Origin of the sequence: Prauserella halophila (assembly GCF_024171895.1) — a bacterium.
Taxonomy (GTDB): domain Bacteria; phylum Actinomycetota; class Actinomycetes; order Mycobacteriales; family Pseudonocardiaceae; genus Prauserella; species Prauserella halophila.
The window spans coordinates 895685-917308 of record NZ_JAMTCQ010000009.1; the positions used below are offsets into that span (position 1 = coordinate 895685).

General features: G+C 69.3%; 21 protein-coding genes. 13 read left to right on the plus strand and 8 right to left on the minus strand.

Annotated features, from left to right (window positions below; genetic code table 11):
- Window positions 1–139 precede the first annotated feature (139 nt).
- A complete protein-coding gene (locus LY41_RS10355; RefSeq protein ID WP_253863653.1) occupies window positions 140–589 on the plus strand; it encodes a hypothetical protein in 450 nt (149 codons plus the stop codon).
- A gap of 10 nt (window positions 590–599) precedes the next feature.
- Entirely contained in the window at window positions 600–1238 is a 639-nt protein-coding gene (locus LY41_RS10360) for a class F sortase (protein ID WP_253863654.1), read from the plus strand.
- A gap of 79 nt (window positions 1239–1317) precedes the next feature.
- Here the strand turns inward: LY41_RS10360 and LY41_RS10365 are convergent, their stop codons facing one another.
- From LY41_RS10365 to LY41_RS10385, 5 genes are all read right to left on the minus strand, one after another.
- Window positions 1318–2307 (minus strand): LLM class flavin-dependent oxidoreductase, encoded by a 990-nt coding sequence (locus tag LY41_RS10365; protein WP_253863655.1) that lies wholly within the window; start codon window positions 2305–2307, stop codon window positions 1318–1320.
- 185 nt (window positions 2308–2492) lie between these two features.
- Window positions 2493–2921 carry an SRPBCC family protein gene (locus LY41_RS10370; protein ID WP_253863656.1) on the minus strand — a complete coding sequence of 143 codons (429 nt, stop codon included), beginning with the start codon at window positions 2919–2921 and terminating at the stop codon, window positions 2493–2495.
- An 18-nt stretch (window positions 2922–2939) separates the two neighbouring features.
- On the minus strand, window positions 2940–3779 hold the full coding sequence (locus tag LY41_RS10375; protein WP_253863657.1) for a phosphoenolpyruvate hydrolase family protein: 840 nt from the start codon (window positions 3777–3779) through the stop codon (window positions 2940–2942).
- A 1-nt stretch (window position 3780) separates the two neighbouring features.
- Complete coding sequence (locus LY41_RS10380; RefSeq protein WP_253863658.1) at window positions 3781–5019, minus strand: Tm-1-like ATP-binding domain-containing protein; 1239 nt, start codon at window positions 5017–5019, stop codon at window positions 3781–3783.
- Window positions 5020–5183: 164 nt separating this feature from the next.
- Complete coding sequence (locus LY41_RS10385) at window positions 5184–5672, minus strand: NUDIX domain-containing protein (RefSeq protein ID WP_253863659.1); 489 nt, start codon at window positions 5670–5672, stop codon at window positions 5184–5186.
- 122 nt (window positions 5673–5794) lie between these two features.
- On the opposite strand from LY41_RS10385, the gene LY41_RS10390 reads away from it, so the two are divergent.
- Window positions 5795–6007, plus strand: coding sequence for a hypothetical protein (locus tag LY41_RS10390; protein ID WP_253863660.1), 213 nt, complete (start codon window positions 5795–5797; stop codon window positions 6005–6007).
- A 90-nt stretch (window positions 6008–6097) separates the two neighbouring features.
- On the opposite strand, the gene LY41_RS10395 is transcribed toward LY41_RS10390, so the two are convergent.
- Entirely contained in the window at window positions 6098–7387 is a 1290-nt protein-coding gene (locus LY41_RS10395) for a DUF222 domain-containing protein (RefSeq protein ID WP_253863661.1), read from the minus strand.
- A 115-nt stretch (window positions 7388–7502) separates the two neighbouring features.
- Here LY41_RS10395 and LY41_RS24055 point away from each other — a divergent pair, with 115 nt between their 5' ends.
- Complete coding sequence (locus tag LY41_RS24055; protein WP_372493183.1) at window positions 7503–7907, plus strand: DUF397 domain-containing protein; 405 nt, start codon at window positions 7503–7505, stop codon at window positions 7905–7907.
- Here LY41_RS24055 and LY41_RS10405 read toward each other — a convergent pair.
- Window positions 7879–8160: a hypothetical protein gene (locus LY41_RS10405; RefSeq protein WP_253863662.1), complete on the minus strand. Its 282-nt coding sequence runs from the start codon at window positions 8158–8160 to the stop codon at window positions 7879–7881. The two genes, LY41_RS24055 and LY41_RS10405, sit on opposite strands and share 29 nt — an antisense overlap.
- A gap of 318 nt (window positions 8161–8478) precedes the next feature.
- On the opposite strand from LY41_RS10405, the gene LY41_RS10410 reads away from it, so the two are divergent.
- The 6 genes from LY41_RS10410 to mftM all read left to right on the plus strand — a co-directional run bounded on the left by LY41_RS10410 (window position 8479) and on the right by mftM (window position 16364).
- Window positions 8479–9393 carry an AurF N-oxygenase family protein gene (locus LY41_RS10410; RefSeq protein WP_253863663.1) on the plus strand — a complete coding sequence of 305 codons (915 nt, stop codon included), beginning with the start codon at window positions 8479–8481 and terminating at the stop codon, window positions 9391–9393.
- Window positions 9394–9409: 16 nt separating this feature from the next.
- Window positions 9410–11023 (plus strand): FAD-dependent oxidoreductase, encoded by a 1614-nt coding sequence (locus tag LY41_RS10415; RefSeq protein ID WP_253863664.1) that lies wholly within the window; start codon window positions 9410–9412, stop codon window positions 11021–11023.
- A gap of 240 nt (window positions 11024–11263) precedes the next feature.
- Complete coding sequence (gene mdo / locus LY41_RS10420; RefSeq protein WP_253863665.1) at window positions 11264–12556, plus strand: NDMA-dependent methanol dehydrogenase; 1293 nt, start codon at window positions 11264–11266, stop codon at window positions 12554–12556.
- Window positions 12557–12642: 86 nt separating this feature from the next.
- Window positions 12643–13854 (plus strand): AAA family ATPase, encoded by a 1212-nt coding sequence (locus tag LY41_RS10425; protein ID WP_253863666.1) that lies wholly within the window; start codon window positions 12643–12645, stop codon window positions 13852–13854.
- A 9-nt stretch (window positions 13855–13863) separates the two neighbouring features.
- Complete coding sequence (locus tag LY41_RS10430; RefSeq protein WP_253863667.1) at window positions 13864–15363, plus strand: VWA domain-containing protein; 1500 nt, start codon at window positions 13864–13866, stop codon at window positions 15361–15363.
- Window positions 15360–16364: a mycofactocin oligosaccharide methyltransferase MftM gene (gene mftM, locus LY41_RS10435; protein WP_253863668.1), complete on the plus strand. Its 1005-nt coding sequence runs from the start codon at window positions 15360–15362 to the stop codon at window positions 16362–16364. Before LY41_RS10430 ends, mftM begins: the two co-directional genes overlap by 4 nt.
- 32 nt (window positions 16365–16396) lie before the next feature.
- Here mftM and LY41_RS10440 read toward each other — a convergent pair whose 3' ends face one another.
- Complete coding sequence (locus LY41_RS10440; RefSeq protein WP_253863669.1) at window positions 16397–17413, minus strand: Lrp/AsnC family transcriptional regulator; 1017 nt, start codon at window positions 17411–17413, stop codon at window positions 16397–16399.
- A gap of 213 nt (window positions 17414–17626) precedes the next feature.
- Here LY41_RS10440 and LY41_RS10445 point away from each other — a divergent pair, with 213 nt between their 5' ends.
- From LY41_RS10445 to LY41_RS10455, 3 genes are all read left to right on the plus strand, one after another.
- Window positions 17627–19219: an AbgT family transporter gene (locus LY41_RS10445; protein WP_253863670.1), complete on the plus strand. Its 1593-nt coding sequence runs from the start codon at window positions 17627–17629 to the stop codon at window positions 19217–19219.
- A gap of 52 nt (window positions 19220–19271) precedes the next feature.
- A complete protein-coding gene (locus LY41_RS10450; protein ID WP_253863671.1) occupies window positions 19272–20522 on the plus strand; it encodes a M20 family metallopeptidase in 1251 nt (416 codons plus the stop codon).
- Between the two features lie 261 nt (window positions 20523–20783).
- Window positions 20784–21596, plus strand: coding sequence for an ATP-grasp domain-containing protein (locus LY41_RS10455; RefSeq protein ID WP_253863672.1), 813 nt, complete (start codon window positions 20784–20786; stop codon window positions 21594–21596).
- Window positions 21597–21624: the final 28 nt, after the last annotated feature.

The following is a 21624-nucleotide window of genomic DNA, read 5'->3' on the forward strand; positions in this document are numbered from 1 at the left end:
CGAGAGGCTGCAGCGGCCCGGTACGGACAACTCCCCCGGGGAACCGAACAGGATCTTCACATTTGCCGGACGGGATCTTGACAACTCGGCGTCAGGGTATGCCTCGCCCCTCCCGAAACAGGAAGAAAGGACACGATCGATGAAGCTTGGGCGAACCCTGGCCGCGACCGCGGTACTCGGCGCGTTGGCGTTGCCGATGACGACCGCCGTCGGCTGGGCGGACACCGCCGAGTCCTCGACCGCTGAACCGCCGCGATCCGCTCCCGCGGCCAGTGAGCCGCAGGAGCGGCCGACGGAGCAGGCGCCGCAGGAACGGCCGTCGGAGCAGGCGCCGCAGGAGCGGCCGTCGGAACGTCCGACGGAGCGGAAGGATCTTGATGACGGGCGACAGCGACAGGCGGAGGACTCGCCGCGTACGACCGTCCCGATGGAACGGCAGGTGACCGAACGTCCGGTGGGTGCACCCGAGACCGGGGGCGACCCGGCCGGGTGGGACGCCACACCGGTGTACGTCGGCGGCGCGGTGGTCGCGGTCGTCGGCGCCGGTACCGCTGTGCTGCTGCGTCGTCGCGGCGCCGGTGAACGGTAGGCATCCGACGGTGCACGTGTGGCGTGGCACGCGGGGAGGCCGGTTCACGGTCTCCCCGCTGTTGGCGCTGGTCCTCGCGGTCGCCGGGTGTGCGGCACCGGATCACCCGGCCGGTGGGGGCACCGGATCCCCGGCTCCCACGTCGACGTCGGTGCAGGGAGACCGGGGTGCGCCGGAGAACCCCGCGGAGCCGGTTCCGGAATGGGTGGACGTGCCGACGATCGGCGCGCACTCGTCGCTGATTCCGCTGGGGCTCAACGAGGACGGGACGGTGGCGGTGCCGTCGGTGCAGCGGCCGATGCAGGCCGGCTGGTATCGCCACGGTCCCGTACCGGGCGAGGTGGGCCCGGCCGTCGTGCTCGGCCACGTCAACGGTGACGGCAGGGACGGCATCTTTGCGCGGCTGCACGAACTGGGGCGCGGGGACGACATCCGCGTCGGCCGTGACGACGGCACGGTCGTGCGGTTCAGGGTGACCCGGGTGTCGCAGGTGCCGAAGGAGCGGTTCCCGTCCGATCGGGTGTACGGCGACACGGCAGATCCCGAGCTGCGGCTGATCACCTGTGGCGGGGAGTACGACGAGGACGCCGAGAGCTATCGCGACAACGTGATCGTCTACGCCGAGCGTCCGCCGGCCCGCGGCCACTGAGCGGCCGGGCCGGCGGACGCGGACGCCCGTTTCGTCGGCGAGGACGTCGGCCCCGCGGAGCGTTACGCCGTGCGGACGGTCACTGCGGGTTCAGTCCTGCGGCGCGGGCGGTCAGCTCGGCGGAGCGGAGCCGGTTCTCGAGCGTCGGGGCCGGGTGGGTGACGATCAGCTCGTCCGCATCGGCGTGCTTGCCGAACCAGTCGAGGTAGTCGGCGACCTCGTCGGCCGTGCCCACCGCGGAGTAGCGGACCATGTTCATGATCGGCTTGCCCTGCGGCGAGTCGAGCACGGCGTCGGCCTCGGCGTCGGTGAACGTGCGGCCCCTGCCCGCGAGCAGCTTCAGTCGCGCGCGCTTGACGATCTGGAAGTCGGCGTTGGCCTGCTCGGCGGTGTCGGCGGCGAGGACGTTGGCGCCCGCGATCACGTGCGGCTCGGCGAGCTGCTCGGACGGCTGGAACTCGCGCCGGTAGGCGGCCACGGCGTCCTCGAGCGAGTCCGGCGCGAAGTGGGACGCGAACGAGTACGGCACGCCGAGCGCGGCGGCCAGCTTGGCGCCGAACAGCGACGAACCGAGGATGTAGAGCGGGACGTGAGTGCCCTTGCCCGGGGTCGCCTTGACGCCGGACACGATGGACTGCTCGCCCAGGAATCCCTGCAGTTCCTGCACGTCGCGCGGGAAGCTTTCCGCCGAGCTCGGGTCGCGGCGCAGCGCGCGCACGGTGTTCTGGTCCGTGCCCGGTGCGCGGCCGAGTCCGAGGTCGATGCGGCCGGGGTGCAGAGTCTCCAGCGTGCCGAACTGTTCGGCGATGGTCAGCGGGGCGTGGTTCGGCAGCATGATGCCGCCTGCGCCGAGGCGGATCGTCTCCGTCTGCGAGGCCACGTGTGCGATGAGCACGCTGGTGGCCGAGGACGCGATCGTCGACATGTTGTGATGCTCGGCGTACCAGACCCGCCGGTAGCCGAGCTTCTCGGCGTGCTGGGCGAGCGCGACGCTGTTGTGGAGTCCGTCGCCCACGGATTCTCCGCTGCCGACCGTGGCGAGATCGAGGATGGACAGCGGAAGAGTCATGGTCGCGCGCCTTTCGTCGGGAGTCCACACGGACACGGAGTGTCTCGTCAGGGACAACCACGGCGCCGGATTCGATATTTCGCCGGGGGTCGTGGCTCACAGTCGTGCCGGGCGATCAGCCGTGCCGGCAGCCGGTGCCCTCGGCGGACGGGTACTGGCCGGATACGCGCCGCTGCGGTCGGTGTTCAGCCGCCTGCGAGGCCGGCGATGCCCGCCGCGAAGACGCCCTGGCTGAACGTGGTGTCGAGGTCGGGCTCGTCGGCGGCGTCGGCGTCGTACTCGGTCCACCACTCGACGAACGTGTCGCCGGTGGCCGTCACCGGGGCGAGGCGGATGGTGCTGATGTAACGGCGGATGGGGAACGGCCCGTCGAGGATGTTGTACGTGTAGCTGCGGCCGAGGTCGTCGAGCGCCAGCAGTTGTTCCCGCACGACGCCGCCGTCGGCGAGGGTCAGCTTGCGCACGGCGCCGACGTCGGTGGCGTTGTGGCCGGGTTCGATCTCGCTGCTGGCGATCCCGGGGTGAAAGGCCGGCAGGCCGTTGAAGTCGCGGACGCGCCGCCACACCTCGTCGACGTCGCCGGGCACGATTCCGCTGGCGTAGGGCCGTGGCATCTACTGCTCCTCCGTGGTCTACGTGTTGTCGGTTTGCAGTGCCTTGAACTCGCGGGTGCGCGCGGTGAGCGCCTCTTCGACGGGCAGCCGTTCCATGCTGCTGGCGCCGTAGAAGCCGTGGCAGCGTTCGGTGCGCGAGAGGACGTAGGCCGCGTCCTCGGGGGTGGCGATGGGGCCGCCGTGGCACAGCACGAGGACGTCGTCGCGGATCTCGCGGGCCGCGGCCGACCATTCGTCGATCGCCGTGACGCAGTCGTCGAGGGTTTTCGCGGTGACCGCGCCGATCGATCCGCTGGTGGTCAGGCCCATGTGGCAGACGAGGATGTCGGCGCCCGCCTCGGTCATGGCACGGGCGTCGTCGGCGGAGAACACGTACGGCGTCGTCAGCAGGTCGGCGCGGCGGGCGGCGGCGACCAGGTCCACCTCGTGGGCGTAGCCCATGCCGGTCTCTTCGAGGTTGGCGCGGAACGTGCCGTCGATGAGGCCGACGGTGGGGAAGTTCTGCACGCCGGAGAAGCCGAGGTCGGCGAGCTTGCGCAGGAACCGGTCGGTGTCGAGGAACGGGTCGGTGGCGTTGACCCCGGCGAGCACCGGGGTCCGTTTCACCACGGGCAGCACCTCGTCGGCCATGTCGATGACGATGTCGTTGGCGTTGCCGTAGGCCAGGAGTCCGGCGAGCGAGCCGCGGCCCGCCATGCGGTAGCGGCCGGAGTTGTAGATGACGATGAGGTCGATCCCGCCCGCCTCTTCGCATTTGGCGGACAGACCCGTTCCCGCACCGCCGCCGACGATCGGTTCGCCGCGCGCGGCCATCGCCGTGAACTGTGTGAGCAGTTCCTGCCTGTCGATCCGGGGCACGCTAACTCCTTGCCATGTCGGTGAATGCGGCCACGAGCTCCTCGGCGAACTCCGGGTCGTTGAGGTGCCGCGGCGAGCGGATCAGTTGCCGGCTGCCGGTCTGGTGGACCTCGCGTTCGAGGGTGTCGAAGAGCACGGCGTCCACCTCCGGGTCGTGGAACGCCTGGCCGGGCGCGTCCAATGCGGACACGCCGCCTTCGGGCAGCAGGAAGCGGACGGGGCCGTGGCAGGCGTTGAGCTTGCGCGCGAGGAACTCACCGATCGCGCGGACCTCGTCGGCAGTGGTGCGCATGAGCGTGATCTGCGGATTGTGCGGGTAGAACAGCCTGCCGGAGTAGCGGTCGGGCACGGTGTCGGGTGCGCCGAAGTTGACCATGTCGAGGGCGCCGCACGAGCCGACGTAGGGGATTCCGGTGCGGGCGATCGCGTCGAGGCGGTGCTCGCCCGCCGCGAGAACGCCGCCCGCGACGAGGTCGCAGATCTCGGTGGTGGAGATGTCGAGGATGCCCGCGAGGTGGCCGTCGTCGGCGAGTTTCTCCATGGCGGCGCCGCCGGTGCCGGTGGCGTGGAAGACGAGGCAGTCGTAGCGCTCGCCGAGCCGGTGGGTGACGGCGTCGACGCACGGGGTGGTGACGCCGAACATGGTGAGGCCGACGGCGGGGCGGGTGTCGCTCGCGGGGACGGGGTGGGCGCAGGCGCCGGCGAGTGCGTGGGCGGCGTTGCCGAGGACCTGGCGGGAGATGCGGTTGAGCCCGGCGACGTCGGTGACCGAGTGCAGCATGGCGATGTCGCTGGCACCGACGTAGGGGCCGACGTCGCCCGCGGCCATGGTCGAGACCATGAACTTGGGGACGCCGACGGGCAGTGCCTGCAGGGCGGGTGTGATCAGCGCGGTGCCGCCGGAGCCGCCGAGTCCGACGACGCCGTCGAGGTCGTGCTGGGCGGGCAGGAAGCGGGCGAACGCCTCGGTCATGGCGGCGACGGCGCTGCCGCGGTCGCCCGTGAACACCGCGTCCGCGCCGTCGGGGTGCCAGACGGCGACCTCGCGTGCGGAGACGTCGGCGCCGGAAGCGCCGGCGTCGCTGTGGCCGAGGTCGCTGTGGCCGATGTCGCTGTGCCGGCCGCTGGTGGTCAGGTCGACGGTGCGCACGGGCACGCCGGCCGCGCGGATCAGCTCGGCGACGTAGCGCAGCTCATCGCCCTTGGTGTCGAACGTGCCGACAACGTACGCACTGCCCACGGGCGCCTCCTTTGGCGTGGCGGAACCGGTGATCACCGCCCATCTGACCATGACCGGCGGTGCGATGCCAGGGGTCGGACTGCGAGGTCAGGCCGAGGGGGCAGGCTGCGGGGTCAGGCTGAGGCGTCAGGCAGAGGGGGCAGCTGTGGGGTCAGGCTGCGAGGTCAGGCTGTGGTGCGGTGTCCGTCCTGGCACAGCGCGAGGGTGCCGGTGTCGGCGGCGTGGACGGCGGAGTCGAGGCGTGCGGCCAGTGAGGACGGCACCTTCGCGGCGGCCTGTTCCGGCGTGTGGAGAGAGGCGGAGACGATCTCCGGGTCGGTGAGCGTGAGGGTGTCGACCTCGGACGCGGTGATCGGCCCGCCGTCCCAGACGAACATGAGGCCGTCGGGCATGCGATCGGTCGCGGACAGGTTGTCGATCACCAGGAGCGGGCCGGGCCGCCGGTCGAGGCCGATCTCCTCGCGCACCTCGCGCGCGGCGGCGTCCCACGGCGGTTCGCCGGCCTCCACCACGCCACCGGGGATGTCCCAGAACCGTTTGTAACTCGGTTCGACGAGCAGCACCCGCCCGGCGTCGTCGCGCAGCAGCACGCCTGCGGCCATGCGCCGCCGGGGCAGCGAACGCACGTACTCGTCGAACGGCAGCAGCTCCACACCCCGGAGGCTACGCGCGTGCGTGGCCGACAAACTGGTGGTGGCGTGACGTCACAGCTCGGAGTGTCGTCTGCCCAGTGCGGTGCGGTGCGGTGGGAACGGGCCGACGCAGTGGACGGTCCATGGTGAGCGGCTGGTCGGCGGATGCGGACAACAGGTTGTATGTCTCGCTCAGTGCGGAGTACGTCGGCGACCCGACAGACATCCACGAGGCCGAGGAGATCGTGCGGCTCCGTCGCCTGCAGATCCTGGTCGAGGGCGTCAGGACAGCGCTGGCCGCGATCGCGCCTGATAACTCGACGGTGAGTCGGAGGGGAAGCGATGGCGTCGTATGAAGAAACCTTGGCGGCTCTTCGCATTGCGTCACGACGACTCCTCGTCCTTAAACAGTTCCTGGGTGCAACCGGCCCGGTGGCCGGGTTCGCCTAGAACGGTGGGCTGTCGTTGTTCTGCCGTTCCGGGTCGGTGGTGTTTGTGGGGCTGTCGCGTCCCGGTGCGCGGCGTGCCTGGGCGTCGCGCACCGGGACGTCGTCGTGCACTGGGGTAGTGCATGTCGGGGTGAGGACGGGTTGGCGGTGTGCGGTGTAGGTCGCCCCGTGCGGGGTCGTTACCCGTGTGGTGCCGTGGATGGGGTTGTAGCGGGCATTCCAGCCAGGTTGGTCCTTCAGGCGGTGGTGCCGCCGGCACCGCGGGCCGCCGTTGGCGACCGACGTGGAACCACCACCTCCGGCTGCGGCCCAGGCCTTTTCGTGGTCGTGATCGCAGTGCCGGGCGGGCCGGTGGCACCACGGCATGACGCATTCCCGGTCCCGCACCCGCACCAACTCGCGGATCACCGCACTCGGCCTCCGCCGGGTGCGTCCCAGATCGACTGGCTCGCCGGTTCCCGGATCACACAGCACCGCCCGCCAGATGCTGTGCTGGCTGGTCATGATCTCCCGGGCAATCGGAGCCGGTATCGGCCCGTAGCCGTCCAGTTCACACCGCTCGTCGGAGATCGACAGCGCCGCATCGACCGGAACATGCACGTAGACCATGGCCGCCGCCTCCGGCACCGCCACCCCGGGATCGCGCCCCAACAGCAGATCGGCGGTCACGTCCGCACGTAGTTGATCGAGGGTGCGCCCGTCACCGCCACGGCGCAGCGACCGCGCCATCCCGTCCACGCGTGAGTAGCACGCCGCTGCGACCTCCGCGGGCAGGATTGCTTCGAGTGAGGACACGGCGTGCTCGCCCGGGGTGAGTGCGATCCGTCGTTCCGCCCGCGCCCGTCGCGCACGCTCGGTGTGCCCGCCCGGGTCGACCTTCTCCACGAGCCTGCGCACGCGTTGCGCCAGGTTCCCCGGCTGCCACGCCGTCTCCGGCGCATTCGTCAGTCGTTCCGCCAGCAGAGCATCGACACCCCGGGCGGCGTCGTCGTCGAGTGGATCGACCACGGCCAATACCCGCCTCACCCCACATGCCTCGAGCTCACCGGCGCGCATCGCTCCGAGTAGCTGCGGCATCCGCCCCGTCAACGACGTCGCATCGTCGATGCGGCGTTCGACCTCACGCGTCGACACCCGCAACACCGGCGTCAACTCCTCCGTCAACCCCCGATCATCACCCACCACAGCCGAGATCTCCGCCAGTAGTGCCAACTCCTCGGCATCCAGCTGCGCCCGCCGGGCACGGAGTTCTCGTACCCGCTCGATCATGTCCCTCACGTCATCCACGACTCCACACTATCGAACTTGTGGTCGAGACAACAATTGCACAATGGAGTGAACCAACTCCAGCGACACCAACCGGAAGCTCAACTGAGGAAACAACTCGGGACCGGCCCAATGCATGGTCGGCCGGTACCTCGCCGGACGGTCCCGACCTGCATATCGGCCCGGCAACGCGCTGCGGACGTGTGCCGACTGGGAGCATGACGTGACCACGCTGAACGCCGACCAGATTCGTGAGCTGTCCTGGCGGAAGTCGCGGTACTCCTCTGGTGGCGAGGGAAACTGTGTCGAGGTGGCGAAGTTGTCCGGCGGTGGGGTTGCCGTGCGGCATTCGCAGGCGCCCGAAGGCCCCGCGATCACGTACACCGCCGCCGAGTGGGCCGCGTTCGCGCAGGGCGTGGCGAGACGAGGACGAGTTCCACGACCTGCTCGCCTGAACGGCACTCGCTCATCGCGGGCGCACCGCTGCGTCGGCTGCGCGGCCGCGTCCGTGCCTAGTTGGCCGCCGTCACGCGTTCGATGATGCCGCCGCGGGTGCGACGGCGGTACAGGACGGTGAACCCGGCCGCGCGCAGGAGCGGCACGACCTGCCGGGTCTGCCGGTCAGCGGGCCGCCGCGTACCGACGACAGCGGGGAACCGTTCGAGGAGATGTTGCAACGCCCGCAGCGGCCGGTGCGGGCTGGCGACATGTCCGAGCAGCACGACGTGGCCGCCCCGGCGCAGCACGCTGTGGTCTCCCCGGCGCAGCACGCTGTGGTCTCCCCGGCGCAGCACGCGATGCATCTCCGCGACAGCGGTCCGATCGGTTGCGGCCGGTGCCGATCGCGACTTCCAGCACCTCGCCACGGGCTTGTGAGCGGGCTCAGGCGCGGCCGTCGTCGAGCGTCGCCCGTTCGTAGGCGCTCGTCTCCCGGCCATGCCGCGCGGTGTGGGCGCCGTAGTCCTGCCGCATGCGAGCGATGGATTCCCGAACCGCTCGATTTGCCTAGTGACCTGGACAAACGCACCGGACTGGCCCCACCCCCAAGGTCGTGTTACCTTGAGTAACAGTAAATCTTGGTAACAGGCATTCTCGTCGTCAGGGAGCTCCCTATGACCAGCGTCGAACACCGCAGTGACGCGGACGCGCAGCAGGACCACGACTCGGTCGCGCAGCGGCTGCTGGACTCCTCGGAAATGTTGTCGTACGACCCCGCGACCGAAGTCGACTGGGAAACCCCGCTCGACACCTCGTATTGGGGCACATCGCCCGAGTGGAGCACGCTCTACGGCACGCCCTACTGGGACGAGATGACCGAGGACCAGCGCCGCGAGCTCACGCGCCAGGAAGCGGCGTCGGTGGCCAGCACGGGCATCTGGTTCGAGATGATCCTGCAGCAGATGGTGCTGCGCGACTTCTACGCCAAGGACCCGACCTCGCCCGAGTTCCAGTGGGCCCTGACGGAGATCGCCGATGAGTGCCGCCACTCGATCATGTTCGCCCGCGGCGCGGAGAAGCTGAACGCCCCCGCCTACCGGCCGAAGTGGCACGCGGTGCACGGCGGCCGGATCTACGCGGCCACCGCGCGCGGCGAGGCCGCCTACGCGGCGATTCTCGTGGCCGAAGAGGTCCTCGACGTGATGCAGCGCGACTGGATGCGCGACGAGCGCGTCGTGCCCTTCGTGCGCACCATCAACAACATCCACGTGGTCGAGGAATCGCGGCACATGAAGTTCGCCCGCGAGGAGACCAAGGAGCGGATGAAGAGCGCGGGCAAGCTGCGCCGCCAGATCAACGCGATCAACATCGCCGTCGTCGCGTACTTCATCGTCGACGCCATGTGGAACCCGAAGGTCTACGAGAACGCGGGCCTCGACCCGAAGCGCGCCGTCCGGGAAGCCAAGAACAACGAGAACCACAAGGCGATGCTGCGCTCCAGCTGCTCCGGCCTGATGGAGTTCCTCAACTCCGCGGGCCTGCTGACCAAGGCATCGAAGAGCATCTACAAGCGCGCCAACCTGATCTGAGACCCGGCTCGACAACATGGCCTACGCGATCACGCAGACCTGCTGCAACGACGCCTCGTGCGTCACAGTGTGCCCGGTCAACTGCATCCATCCCACGCCGGACGAACCGGATTTCGGCACCACCGACATGCTCTACATCGACCCGCGCAGCTGCATCGACTGCGGCGCGTGCGCCGATGCGTGTCCGGTGGACGCCATCTTCCCGGTGGACACGCTGAGCGAGTCCCTCAAGCCGTATGCCGACGTGAACGCCCGGTTCTACGACGGCAAGCCGGTGTCGGGGGACGTGCTCGGCTCCTCGCCGGTCTTCCACAACTGGGGCGCGCCCACGTTCGACCGGACGATCTCGGCCGACTTCCCGGCGCTGGACGTCGCCGTCGTCGGCAGTGGGCCCGCGGGGATGTACGCGGTCGAGGACCTGCTCCTGCACACGAGCGCACGGGTCACGCTGATCGACCGGCTTGACGTCGCGGGCGGGCTGATCCGGTTCGGCGTCGCGCCGGACCATCCGTCGACCAAGGGGATCGACGAGACGTTCGCGCGCTACCGCGAACACCCGCGGCTGACGCTGCGGCTCGGCGTCGAGGTCGGCAAGGACGTCACGGTCGACGAACTGGCCGCCAAGCACGACGCCGTGATCTACGCCGTCGGCGCGTCGTCGGCGCGGTCGCTGGGCATCGAAGGGGAGCAGCTGCCCGGCAGCGTCGCCGCGACCGACGTCGTGTCCTGGTACAACGGCCACCCCGACACGGGTCGTTCGGATGCGGGGCTCGACCTGTCGTCGGAACGCGTGGTGCTCATCGGCAACGGCAACGTGGCACTCGACGTCGCGCGCATCCTGTCCAGCGATCCCGACGGGCTCGAGACCACGTCGATCTCGCGGGAGGCGCTGGCGCGGCTGCGGTCGAGTTCGGTGCGCGAGGTGGTGTTGCTGGCCAGAAGGGGGCCGGAACACGCCGCCTACACCGAGCCGGAACTGCTGGCGCTGACCCGGCACCCCGACTTCGACGTGGTCGTCGATGCGCACGACGAGCGCGTGGCCAAGGCGATCAACGCCGCAGCGCCGGGGCAGAACGCCGCAGCGCCGGGGGAGAACGCGGCAGCGCCGGGGGAGAACGCGGCAGCGCCGGGGGAGAACGCGGCAGCGCCGGGGGAGAACGCGGCAGCGCCGGGGGAGAAGGCGCGGCTGTTGCAGGATGTCGCGCAGGAACACGTCGACTGGTCGGCGCCGCCCGTGGGGGGTCGGCGCCGGATCGTGCTGCGGTTCCACTCCTCGCCGCTGGAGGTGCTCGGCGGGGACCGGGTGTCCGGACTGCGAACGAGCGGGGCGGAGGCCGACGTCGATATGCCCGCGGGCATGGTCGTGCGGGCCGTCGGATACCGCGGCGTCGGGGTGCCGGGGCTGCCGTTCGACGAGGCGACGGGCACCGTCCCGAACACGGCGGGCCGGGTCGACGGCCGCGACGGCACCTACGTCGTGGGGTGGATCAAGCGCGGCCCGTCCGGCGGGATCGGTGCGAACAAGACGTGTGCGCAGGAGACCGTCGCCGCGCTGCTGGACGACGTCCGCAGTAACCAGGTGCAGGCAAGGAAGCCGCGGAAACGGATGGGCCTGCTCCGCCGGTCCTGACGGGCCGCAACATCCTTCTCTGCGAACGGCATCGCTGTGCGTGTCACGGCGGTGCCGTTCGTCGTCCGTCGCGGCACGTGCCCGCGAGCGGAGACCTGACCGAACGGATGGGGCGGCTTCCTCTCCCACGGGGGCGTTCTACCTCCGCCGGTGAGCGGTTTCGGCCTCGGACCCTTGGGCCGGGAGTGATCGCGACCATAGCTTCGGCGTGGTACGTGTCACGACGGAAAGGGTCAGCCAATGCAGGTCGACGAACTTCTCAAGCCGTTTCCCCTCAAGGAATTCCATCCGATTCCGCGAGCGCTGCTGGGCCCCGGCTCGCACGAGATGATCGGCCCCGAAGCCCTGAAGATCGGGATGCGCAGGCCGCTGGTGATGACCTCCGGACTGCGCGGCACCGACATCGTGAACAAGCTCGTCGAGTCGCTGAAGTACCACGGGCTCGAACCGTCCGTGTACGACAAGGTGGAGTCCAACCCCAAGGACTACAACGTGATGGACTCCGTCGCGATCTATCAGCAGGACGGTTGCGACGGCTTCATCTCGATCGGCGGCGGTTCCTCCCACGACGCGTGCAAGGGCGCGCGGATCTCGGTGGCGCACGACGGACGCAACGTGAACGAGTTCGAAGGCTTCAGCAAGTCGGAGAATCCGAAGAACCCGCCGCACATCGCCGTGTCGACCACAGCGGGCACGGGTTCGGAGACGTCCTGGGCGTACGTCATCACCGACACCACGACGGATCCGGCCAACCCGCACAAGTACGTCGCGTTCGACGACCATTCGGTCGTCACGCTCGCGGTCGACGACCCGGTGCTGTACTACGAGTGCCCTTCCCACTTCACCGCGCAGTGCGGCTTCGACGTGCTGGCGCACGCCTCCGAGCCGTACGTGTCCAGGTTGGACTTCACGCCGTCGCTCGGCAGTGCGCTGTTCTCGGCCGAGCTGGTCGGTGAGCACCTGCGCACGGCGACGTGGCACGCAGACAACCTGCCCGCCCGCGAGGGCATGATGTACGCCCAGTACACCGCGGGACAGGCCTTCAACTCCGGTGGTCTCGGCGTCGTCCACTCGATCTCGCACGCGGTGAGCGCGTTCTACGACACCCACCACGGCCTCAACAACGCGATCGCACTGCCGCGTGTGTGGGCGTGGAACCTGCCCGTGGCGTACAAGCGCTACGCCCGGCTGGCCGGGGCGCTGGGCGTGGACACCACGGGAATGAACGACGTGAAGGCGGCCGACGCGGCCGTGGCGGCGGCGATCCGGCTGCTGCGCGACGTGGGCATCACGGAGCGGTTCACCGACATCACCCAGGACACCCACCCGAAGAACCGCCTCGGCACCGGTCCCACCGAGTTCTACAAGAAGGCCTCGACGATCAAGGGCGACGCGGCCGACGTGGACCGGGTGTCCAACCACATCCTCGGCGACGCCTGCACACCGGGCAATCCGAAGGAGACGACGTTCGAGACCGTGCGGCCGGTGGTCGAGCACTGCTTCAACGGCGACCTCGACGACCTCATCTCCTGAGTCGCTTGTCGTTCAGCCACGGGTGTTCCGCGGCGGCCCGCCGCACCGCGGAACACCCGTGCCCAGGCCGAAAGGTGTTTTCCCGCGTGAGCTCACGAAACGGTCACCGCCCCCATTCCTTCTCCTCCGTCGGCGAGGTCACCTCGCTGCTCTCCGACGTCGGCTATCTCGCCGACCGTCCACTCGCGACCACCGTCTACCTGCAGGACCAGCTGGGCAAACCGCTGCTGCTGGAAGGTCCCGCCGGGGTCGGCAAAACCGAGCTCGCCAAGGCGCTCGCCGCCGCGACGGGCAGACGGCTGTTGCGCCTGCAGTGCTACGAGGGCCAGGACGAGACGAAAGCCCTCTACGAGTGGGACTACGGCAAGCAGATGCTGTACACGCAGATCCTGCGGGAGAAGATCGGGCAGGTGGTCGCCGACGCCGACGATCTGCCGTCGGCCGTCGAGGCGATCGGCCGGCACGACAACGTGTTCTTCTCCGAGCGGTTTCTCGCGGAGCGGCCGCTGCTGCGCGCCGTGCGCTCCCCCGAACCAGTGGTGCTGCTGATCGACGAGGTCGACCGCGCCGACGAGGCACTCGAAGCGGTGCTGCTCGAGCTGCTGGCCGAGTACCAGGTGTCGGTTCCCGAACTCGGGACCTTCACCGCGGAGCATGTGCCGTACGTGGTGCTGACCTCCAACAACACCCGCGACCTGTCGGCGGCGCTGAAACGGCGCTGTCTGCACCTGTCGCTGGACTACCCGTCGGCCGAGCGGGAACTGGACATCATCCGGTCGAAGAGCACCGGCCTGCCCGAGGCGGTCGCGACCCATTTGGTCGACGTGGTGCGGGAGCTGCGGCAGCAGGGGATGCGCAAGCCGCCCGGCATTTCCGAGGCGCTCGACTGGGCACGGACGCTCGCGGTGCTCGGGGCGTCCGAACCGGACACCGAACTGCTGACGGACACGATCTCGGTGGTGGCCAAGTACGACCGTGACGTCGAGCGGGCCATGCGGGTACTGCGTGATTCGAGCGAACGCCGTGATTCGAGCGAACTGCAGGAGCAGGGTGATCCGGGTCGGATCGGCAACGATCGGGGGGCGCCGGGCGAGGGGGAGCGGCGCGCGCCCGTCCCCGGTGTCGATCCCGACGACGAGCCGGCGGGCGCCGCGTTGCGTGCCGCACGGGACACGCCCGGCAGGCACGGGGCCGGCTACTACGGCGAGAGCACCGACGGCCCCGCACCGCGGCGGCCGGTGAGCAGCAGTCAGGGTGAACGTTCGTTCGCGGCCAATCACGGCCGTGGCAAGCGATAGGCCGCGGCCGTGCTGACCGGACTGCACCGGTTCGTCGCGCTGCTGCGCAGTGCGGGCCTGCGGATCTCGTCGGTCGAGGTCGTCGACGCCGCCCGCTGCGTGGCCGGCCCGGCGATGCTCGGCGACCGCGAGCTCTTCCGGGAGGGACTGCGCTGCGCGCTGGTCAAGGACCACCGTGACACCGCGACGTTCGACGAACTCTTCGACGTCTTCTTCGCCGTCGTCCGCTTCGGCGAGGAACCCGGCGACGGCCGCAGCGACACCGGGGTGCCCGCGTTGCTCGACGACTTCACGATCGCCGAGGAGGCGGGCCAGCGCCCGCCACGGGCCGACATGGAAAGCCCCGATGCCGACCTCGGCGATCTGTTCGACGAGGACGACCTCATCGAGCGCTACAGCCCGCACCCCGAGCTCAACCCGATCGTGCTCGACAACGAGACCGACGACGAACTGGTGTTCTCCCAGCAGGACGTGTCCACCATGGACGGTTCGAACGAGGTGCTGCTGGAGATCGACCGCAGCCACGGCGTCGCGCCCGGCGAGCTCGGCAAAGCCCAAGGCACACCGGTGGAGGCCACGCTCAGCCTCGCCGAACAGGACGCGCTGCTGAACTGGTTGGAGGGCAGCGGAGCCGGGGAGGACGACGCGGGTGACGAGACCGATGCGGCGATGCTGCGGTCCGACCTGGGTGAGCAGGCCCTCGCCCGGCTGCCGGAGGCGCTGCGGCGTCACCTCGAACACCTGATGCGGCTGGAGCAGTCGGTCGCGGAGGACCGCGCCGGGCGTGACCGCGGCGATGACCGGGGCCACGAGGAGCTGGAGGACGCGCTGCGCACGATCGTGGCTTCGCTGCGCGGTGCCGTGACGCACCGCAAACGGCCCGCGTCGCGCGGCCGGGTCGATCCGGCCCGCACGATGCGCCGGAACCTGCGCTACGACGGCGTGCCGTTCCGGCCGGTCACCGTCGACCAGCGGGAGGACAAACCGCGGCTCGTCGTGCTCGCCGATGTGAGCCTGTCCGTGCGCGCCACGGCCGGCTTCACACTGCACCTGCTGTACGGGCTGCACGACCTGTTCTCCTCGGTGCGCTCCTATGCGTTCGTCGCCGAGATCGCGGAGATCACCGGCCTGTTCGCCGAGCAGCGGATCGACCAGGCACTGGAGACGCTGTTCCGGGGCGACGTCATCGACGTCGATGCCAACTCCGACTACGGCTCGGTGTTCGGCGCGTTCCTCGACGAGCATCCCGCCGCGGTGAACCGCAGGACCACCGTGCTGGTGCTGGGGGACGGGCGGGGCAACGGCAACGATCCGAACCTCGGTGCGTTCGAGGAGATCGCACGCAAGGCGAGGGACGTGCTGTGGCTTACCCCCGAGCCACGCCATTCGTGGGGCCTGGGTGCGTGCGACCTGCCGGACTACGCCGAGCACTGCAGCCGGGTGCGCGTCGTGCGTGACGTCGCCGGGCTGGAGAACGCCGCGCGAGACCTGCCGGCGGCAGTTCGATGACCAGTCCGTTGCAGGACCGTGCCCACACCGCCCCGCTCAACCACACTGCCCCGCTCGACCACGCTGCTCCGGTCGACGATGCTGCCCCGATCGGCCGCGCTGTTCTGGCTGACGACACGGCCTCGCTCGACCCGCTGGCGCCGTGCTCGCCGGGCGAGTATCGCGACGAGCGGGTCCGGGTGGTGCACCGCGGCGGCGGGCTGCCGGGGAGCCCGCTCGGGCCGGTCGTCGCGCGCACCCCGCACTTCCGGCTGCACGGGGGTGAGGCGCGGCTGGTCGTGAGCCACCGGCTCGGCCGCGGCGACGTCGACGATGCGCTGACGGCCCTGCTCGTCGAGGAGCTGTTCCGCCCCGGCCTCGTGGCCGAGCAGGAGCTGTTCGAGCGGGTCGTTGTCGGACTCGTCCGCTCGACCGTTCCCGGCGGGCTCGCGGCGTGGCGGACCTTCTACCGCACCACACTCGCGCGCCTGCGCACACCGGCACGCGGTCCCGCAGGCGGGCTGGCTCCGGTGTACGAGTACGCGCGGAGGCTCGTGCCACCGGGCCGGGTGCTCGACCTCGGTTCGTGCTTCGGTTTCTTCCCGCTGCTACTCGCGGCCGAGCCGGGGTATGCGGTGACCGCGTCCGACGTCGTGGCGGGCAGCATGCGGCTGCTGTCGCGGATCGCCGGCGCCGAAGGAGTCCCGCTGTCGACGCTGGCCTGCGATGCGGCCTCGGTGCCGCTGCGCGGCGGCGCGGCCGACACCGTGACCGTGCTGCACCTGCTGGAGCATCTCGACCCCGACGCCGGGGCGGCCGTGCTGGCCGAGGCGATACGGCTCGCGGCCCGCCGGGTGGTCGTCGCCGTGCCGTTCGAGGACGAACCGGACGCCTGCTTCGGTCACGTGCGCCGATTCGACCGTGCCGAACTGGTCCGCCTGGGAACCCGTACGGGCCTGCCGTTCACCGTGGCCGAACACCACGGCGGCTGGCTCGTCGTCGAGACCGCACCCGGCGCGTGAGAACCGTCCTGGATCGCGGCGGCGCAGGAGGCTCATTCCTGGAAAACAGGGGTGGGCTCGGCGAATCGTTCGGAATCGTCGAGTCGATGTCCCATGTACTTGATCATTCGTAGCCGCAGGGATCTGTCGGTGATGCGCAGTCCAGGGAGCTGGGCTGTGAGCACCTGTTCCACCCGGGGAAGATCGGTCACTGCATGCAGCCAGAGGACCAGCAGGATGTTGTCCGGGCCGGCGACTGTGGCGCCGAACCGCAGCTCCGGAACACAGTCCCCTGCGGCGGTCCAGCTGTCGGCGATCGCGTCGACATCGGCGATGCCCCAGAGCACCGCGGAGTAGGGCCAGCCGACGTACTGCCGCGCGATGTCGCAGCGCAGGCCGACGGCTTCCGCTCTGAGTAGGCGGTTGACTTGCCGCGCCGCCGTGGACGGGCTGATGTCGAGGTCGCGCGCGAGTTCGGCGTAGGTGGCCCGGCCGTTGGCGCGGAGCCGGGCGATGACGGCACGATCCAGCTCGGTCAGCGGCCTTGCCACCTCAGCACCGGAGCCCGCTGGGCCCGCCAGCGCCGTCAGTTGGTTTCGCCGCTTCGGCGACAACGCGCGGACATGCCAGCGGTGGGCTTCGTAGGGAATGCTGGTCATGGCATACAGGCGATAGCTGAGAACGTCGGGGAAGGTGCTGAGGTAGCCCAGCGTGTAGTCGGCCAGGTCCGGGGCGCCGAGCACGGTGAGCGCGAGCTGGTGCGTGCCCGAGGTGATCTCCACTGTCAGTGTCCTCGGGTCGGCGGCGATGGCCTGTGCCGAATTGAGCACCTCGCCGTTGCGGCAGGTGAGCTCGATCCTGCTGACGTGTTGCTCGGCGAGCCTGCTCTGCCGGGGGAACGCGGTGATCCGCGCGATGCCGTCGGTCGTCAGGCGGTGCCAGCGCCGAGCGAGGGCGGTCGCGTCGCGTTCCAGTACACCGGACAGGTCTGCCCAGGACGCCCGAGGCGCGATCTGCAGGGCGTTGAGCAGTTCCAGGTCATCCTCGACCAATGAGACGGAATCCTGCATTTGCTTCTCCCAGTGAGCTGGATTCCAGCTGTCGAGCTGCGTTACCTCGGCGGAACCATACCGTCTGTGCCGCCTGGAACGCCGTGCGAACCAACGTCGGTCCAGGTAGACGGGGCCCACCGATCGTGGGCCCCACCACGGGCGATGCCGCAGGGGATCGCGGCGACCCCCGAGCGTCGCCATACCGCTTTCCGCTCGATGATGAGGCTGCAGATGGTAACCACTCAACGACGCGCCGCGGTCAAAACGCGCAGGTTCGTCAACTGGTTCGTGGACGGCGTGGAACGGGCCGGCAACAGACTGCCGGAACCGTTCGCCCTTTTCGTCCTGTTGTTCACCGCCATCGCGGTCATCTCGACTGCGATGGCCGCCTTCGGCGTGTCGACGCGGGTACCCGGCGCTGAGGAAGCCACCCCTGTCCAGGGCCTGTTCAGCGCCGACGGTCTCACCTGGTTGACCACGAACTGGGTGGACAACTTCGTCGGATTCCCGCCGCTCGGGGTGGTGCTCACCCTGTTGATGGCGGTGGGAATCGCGCAACGCACGGGAATGCTGACCGCGCTGATCCGCCGGGTGTTCGGCCGGTCGCCACGGTGGTTGCTGCCGTATGTCGTTGGCCTCGTCGCAGGGGTGGCGAGCTTCATGAGTGACGCGTCGGTGATCGTCGTGCCACCACTGGCGGCGATGGTGTTCAAGGCCGCTGGCAGGCATCCGGTCGCGGGGCTGCTCGGCGCCTATGCCACAGCGACGGCCGGCTTTTCCGTCAGTCCGTTCGTCACCAGCACCGATGCGCTGCTCTCCGGTATCACCAGCGCCGCTGCGGAGTCGTTACCCGACGCCGGTACCGCGGTCACGCCGGTGTCGAACTACTTCCTGATCGCGCCCATGTCGATCGTGCTCGCCCTCGTGTCGGGTCTGCTCATCGACAAGGTGCTGGAGCCCGCGTTGAACCGTCGGCGAGTGCCCCGGGAGACGACCGCCGAGGACGAAAGCGGGAGCGGTGCCTCGGAGGATCGGCCGGACCTGCGGATGGACGCCCACCTCGAGCCGAGGGAGCGTCGCGGACTGCGGTGGGCCGGTTGCGCACTGCTGATCACCATGGCCGCTGTGCTGGCCTTGACGCTGCCGCCGGGTGCGCCCATGCGGGGCGAGAACGGCGGCTTCCTGCCGTCGTCACCGCTGTTGGACTCGGTGGTGTTCCTCGTCTTTCTCGCGCTGGTCACTCCGGGCCTGATCTACGGACTGGTCACCAGGACCATCACCGGTTCCGCCGACATCGCCGGCATGGTGGGCGGCTCGATCAAAGACATGTCGGGTTTCGTGGTCATCGTCTTCGTGCTCGCCCAGTTTCTCGCGCTGTTCAAGTGGAGTGGGCTGTCGACGTGGCTGGCTGTGTCGGGAGCGAACCTGCTCGACAAGGCCAACTTCACCGGGTTCGCGGCCATCGTGGCGTTCATCCTGCTCGCTGGGTTGATCAACCTGTTCATCGGATCAGGATCGGCGCAGTGGACCCTGTTCGCTGCGGTCTTCGTGCCCATGTTCGCGCTGCTGGGGTACGAGCCGGGGTTCGTCCAGGCCGCGTTCCGCATCGGCGATTCGACGACGAACGCGATCTCACCGCTGAGCCCTTACATCGTGGTCATCCTCGGGTTCCTGCGGGCGTACGAGCCCAAGGCGGGACTCGGCACGATCATCGCGCGCGCCTTCCCGTTCACGGCGGTCTTCCTCGTGATCTGGATGGCCTTCCTCACCGTCTATTACCTCGCCGGTATTCCGGTGGGGCCCGGCACAGGAAGCCACCTCTGACGGCACCATTCGCTCTCCGACCGACAACTATCCGGAAAGGACAAGTACCGCCGTGACCATCCACCAGGACGTGACTGCCGGTGACCTCGATATCGCGGACGCACGCTGGCTGTCCGAGCTCGACGGCTACCTGACCGAGCTGCAGCCCACCATCATCGAGGTCAGTAGGCAGATTCATGCCAAGCCAGAGATTCGGTTCGAGGAACATTTCGCGGCGCGTCTGCTGACCGACACCCTTCAGCGGCACGGATTCGCCGTCGAACACGAAGTGGCCGGGCTGAAGACCGCGTTCGCGGCGCGGTTGAACCGTCCCGGACACGGCGAAGGGACTCGGACGTCGTCGGTTCCGACCATCGCGATCTTCTGCGAATACGACGCGCTCGAAGGCATCGGCCACGGCTGCGGCCACAACATCATCGCCGCGGCCGGCCTCGGTGCAGCCCTGGCGACGGCCCGTTGGCTACGGGCGCACCCTGAGTTCCCCGGCGACCTCGTCGTCATCGGCAGCCCCGGCGAGGAGGGTGGCGGCGGCAAGTCCTACTTGGTGGACGCGGGTTGTCTCGATGGCGTCGACACCGCCATGATGATCCACCCCACCAGTGAGAATCGGGCTCGGATGGCATCGTTGGCGCGGGTCTCTCTGGACGTGACCTTCACCGGACGCGCAGCCCATGCCTCGGCGTCCCCCCACGACGGCATCAACGCGCTCGACGCGGTGAACCTCACTCACACCGCGATCGGCCTGCTGCGCCAACAGGTACAGCCCGACACTCGGATACACGGCATCGTCACCGATGGCGGCGAAGCACCCAACATCATCCCGGAACGGGCGGCGATGCGGCTGTTCGTACGTTCTCCGGACACGGGCTACCTCCACGACCGCCTGCTGCCGGCTGTGGAGAATTGCGCACGAGGAGCTGCGCTGGCCACCGGGTGCCAGGTCGAGATCACCCAATATGCCCCGCCGTACGCGAGCATGCGCACCAACGAGGTCCTCGGTCGGCTCTGCGCCGGCCATCTGGCCCACCTCGGCCGGACTCCCATGGACGAGCTGCCCTCGGACGGGACCGGATCGACCGACATGGGCAATGTCAGTGAGGTCGTGCCATCCGTTCATCCGTGCCTGCAACTCGTGCCGGGGATCACGCTGCACACTCGCGAGGCCGCCGAGGCAGCCTGCGGCAGCGAAGGCGACCGGGCCGCGGTCGACGGCGCTCGACTACTCGCGCTCACCGGGACCCAGCTGTACTCCGCTCCGCAACTGCTCACAGCGGTCAAGGCCGCGTTCGATCCCAATCGGTAGCTGATCCGCCGCGGGTCCCCGTTGGCCGATCGGGTGGGCGCATCAGTGCGCGACGAAGGCCATGGGCTGTACAGGGCCGGGCGGCCGGCTCGTCGTCGAGACCGCGCCCGCCGCATGAGGGTTCCAAGGACGCGGCTGCCGGTTGTCGGGTGCGCGTGACGGGGCGGCGGGTTGCCTGCGGGCACCTGCTGTGTTCGGCGGGGGCCGGGCAGGCGTGTGAGACATTGAAGCGTGTCTTCCGGCAAGCCCAGTGTGCTCTTCGTGACCGATCTGTCGTACGAAGCGCGCGGGCGCCGGTACTGCGATGAGGACATCTACCTGTCCTCTCAATTGCGCGAGGCCTTCGACGTGGCCCTGTGCCATCCCACCGGCGCCCTGGCGCTGATGGACCGGTTCGATGTCGTGCTCGTCCGCAACAGCGGTCCGGTCATCTACTACCCGGACCAGTACGAGGCGTTCCGCGAACATGCCCTGGCTACCGGTGCCCGGGTCTTCAACGAGCTGACGGGCAAAGCCGATATGGTCGGCAAACAGTACCTCGTCGACCTGTATCAGGCCGGTTACCCGGTGATTCCCACCGTGGCGGGCATCGAGGGCTTGGACCGGCTCCCGGACTGCCAGGCCTACGTGGTCAAGCCTGAATTCGGCGCCGACTCGGTGGGACTGAGGATCCTGGACCAGACGCAGCTCCGCGGTATCGGCGAGGGCGACGTGCTGATCCAGCCGCACGTCGAGATCGACTACGAAGTCTCGTTCTACTTCATCGACCACACCTTCGAATACGCGTTGTACACGCCCGACCCCGCGCAACGTTGGCAACTGAGGGCGTATGAGCCGACTCAGGCCGACCTGGGTTTCGCCCGGCGCTTCATCGACTGGAACGGGGTGGGCCACGGCATCCAGCGCGTCGACGCGTGCCGCACTGCCGAGGGCACGTTGCTGCTGGTCGAGCTGGAGGACCTCAACCCCTACCTGTCGCTGGACAGCATCAGCGAACAGCGCCGCCAGCGGTTCGTGAGGCAGCTGACCGGCGCGCTGTCGGAACTCGCCTCCGCCGACCTGCCAGGCCGATGATCAGGACCTGACTGTCGCGACCCTCACC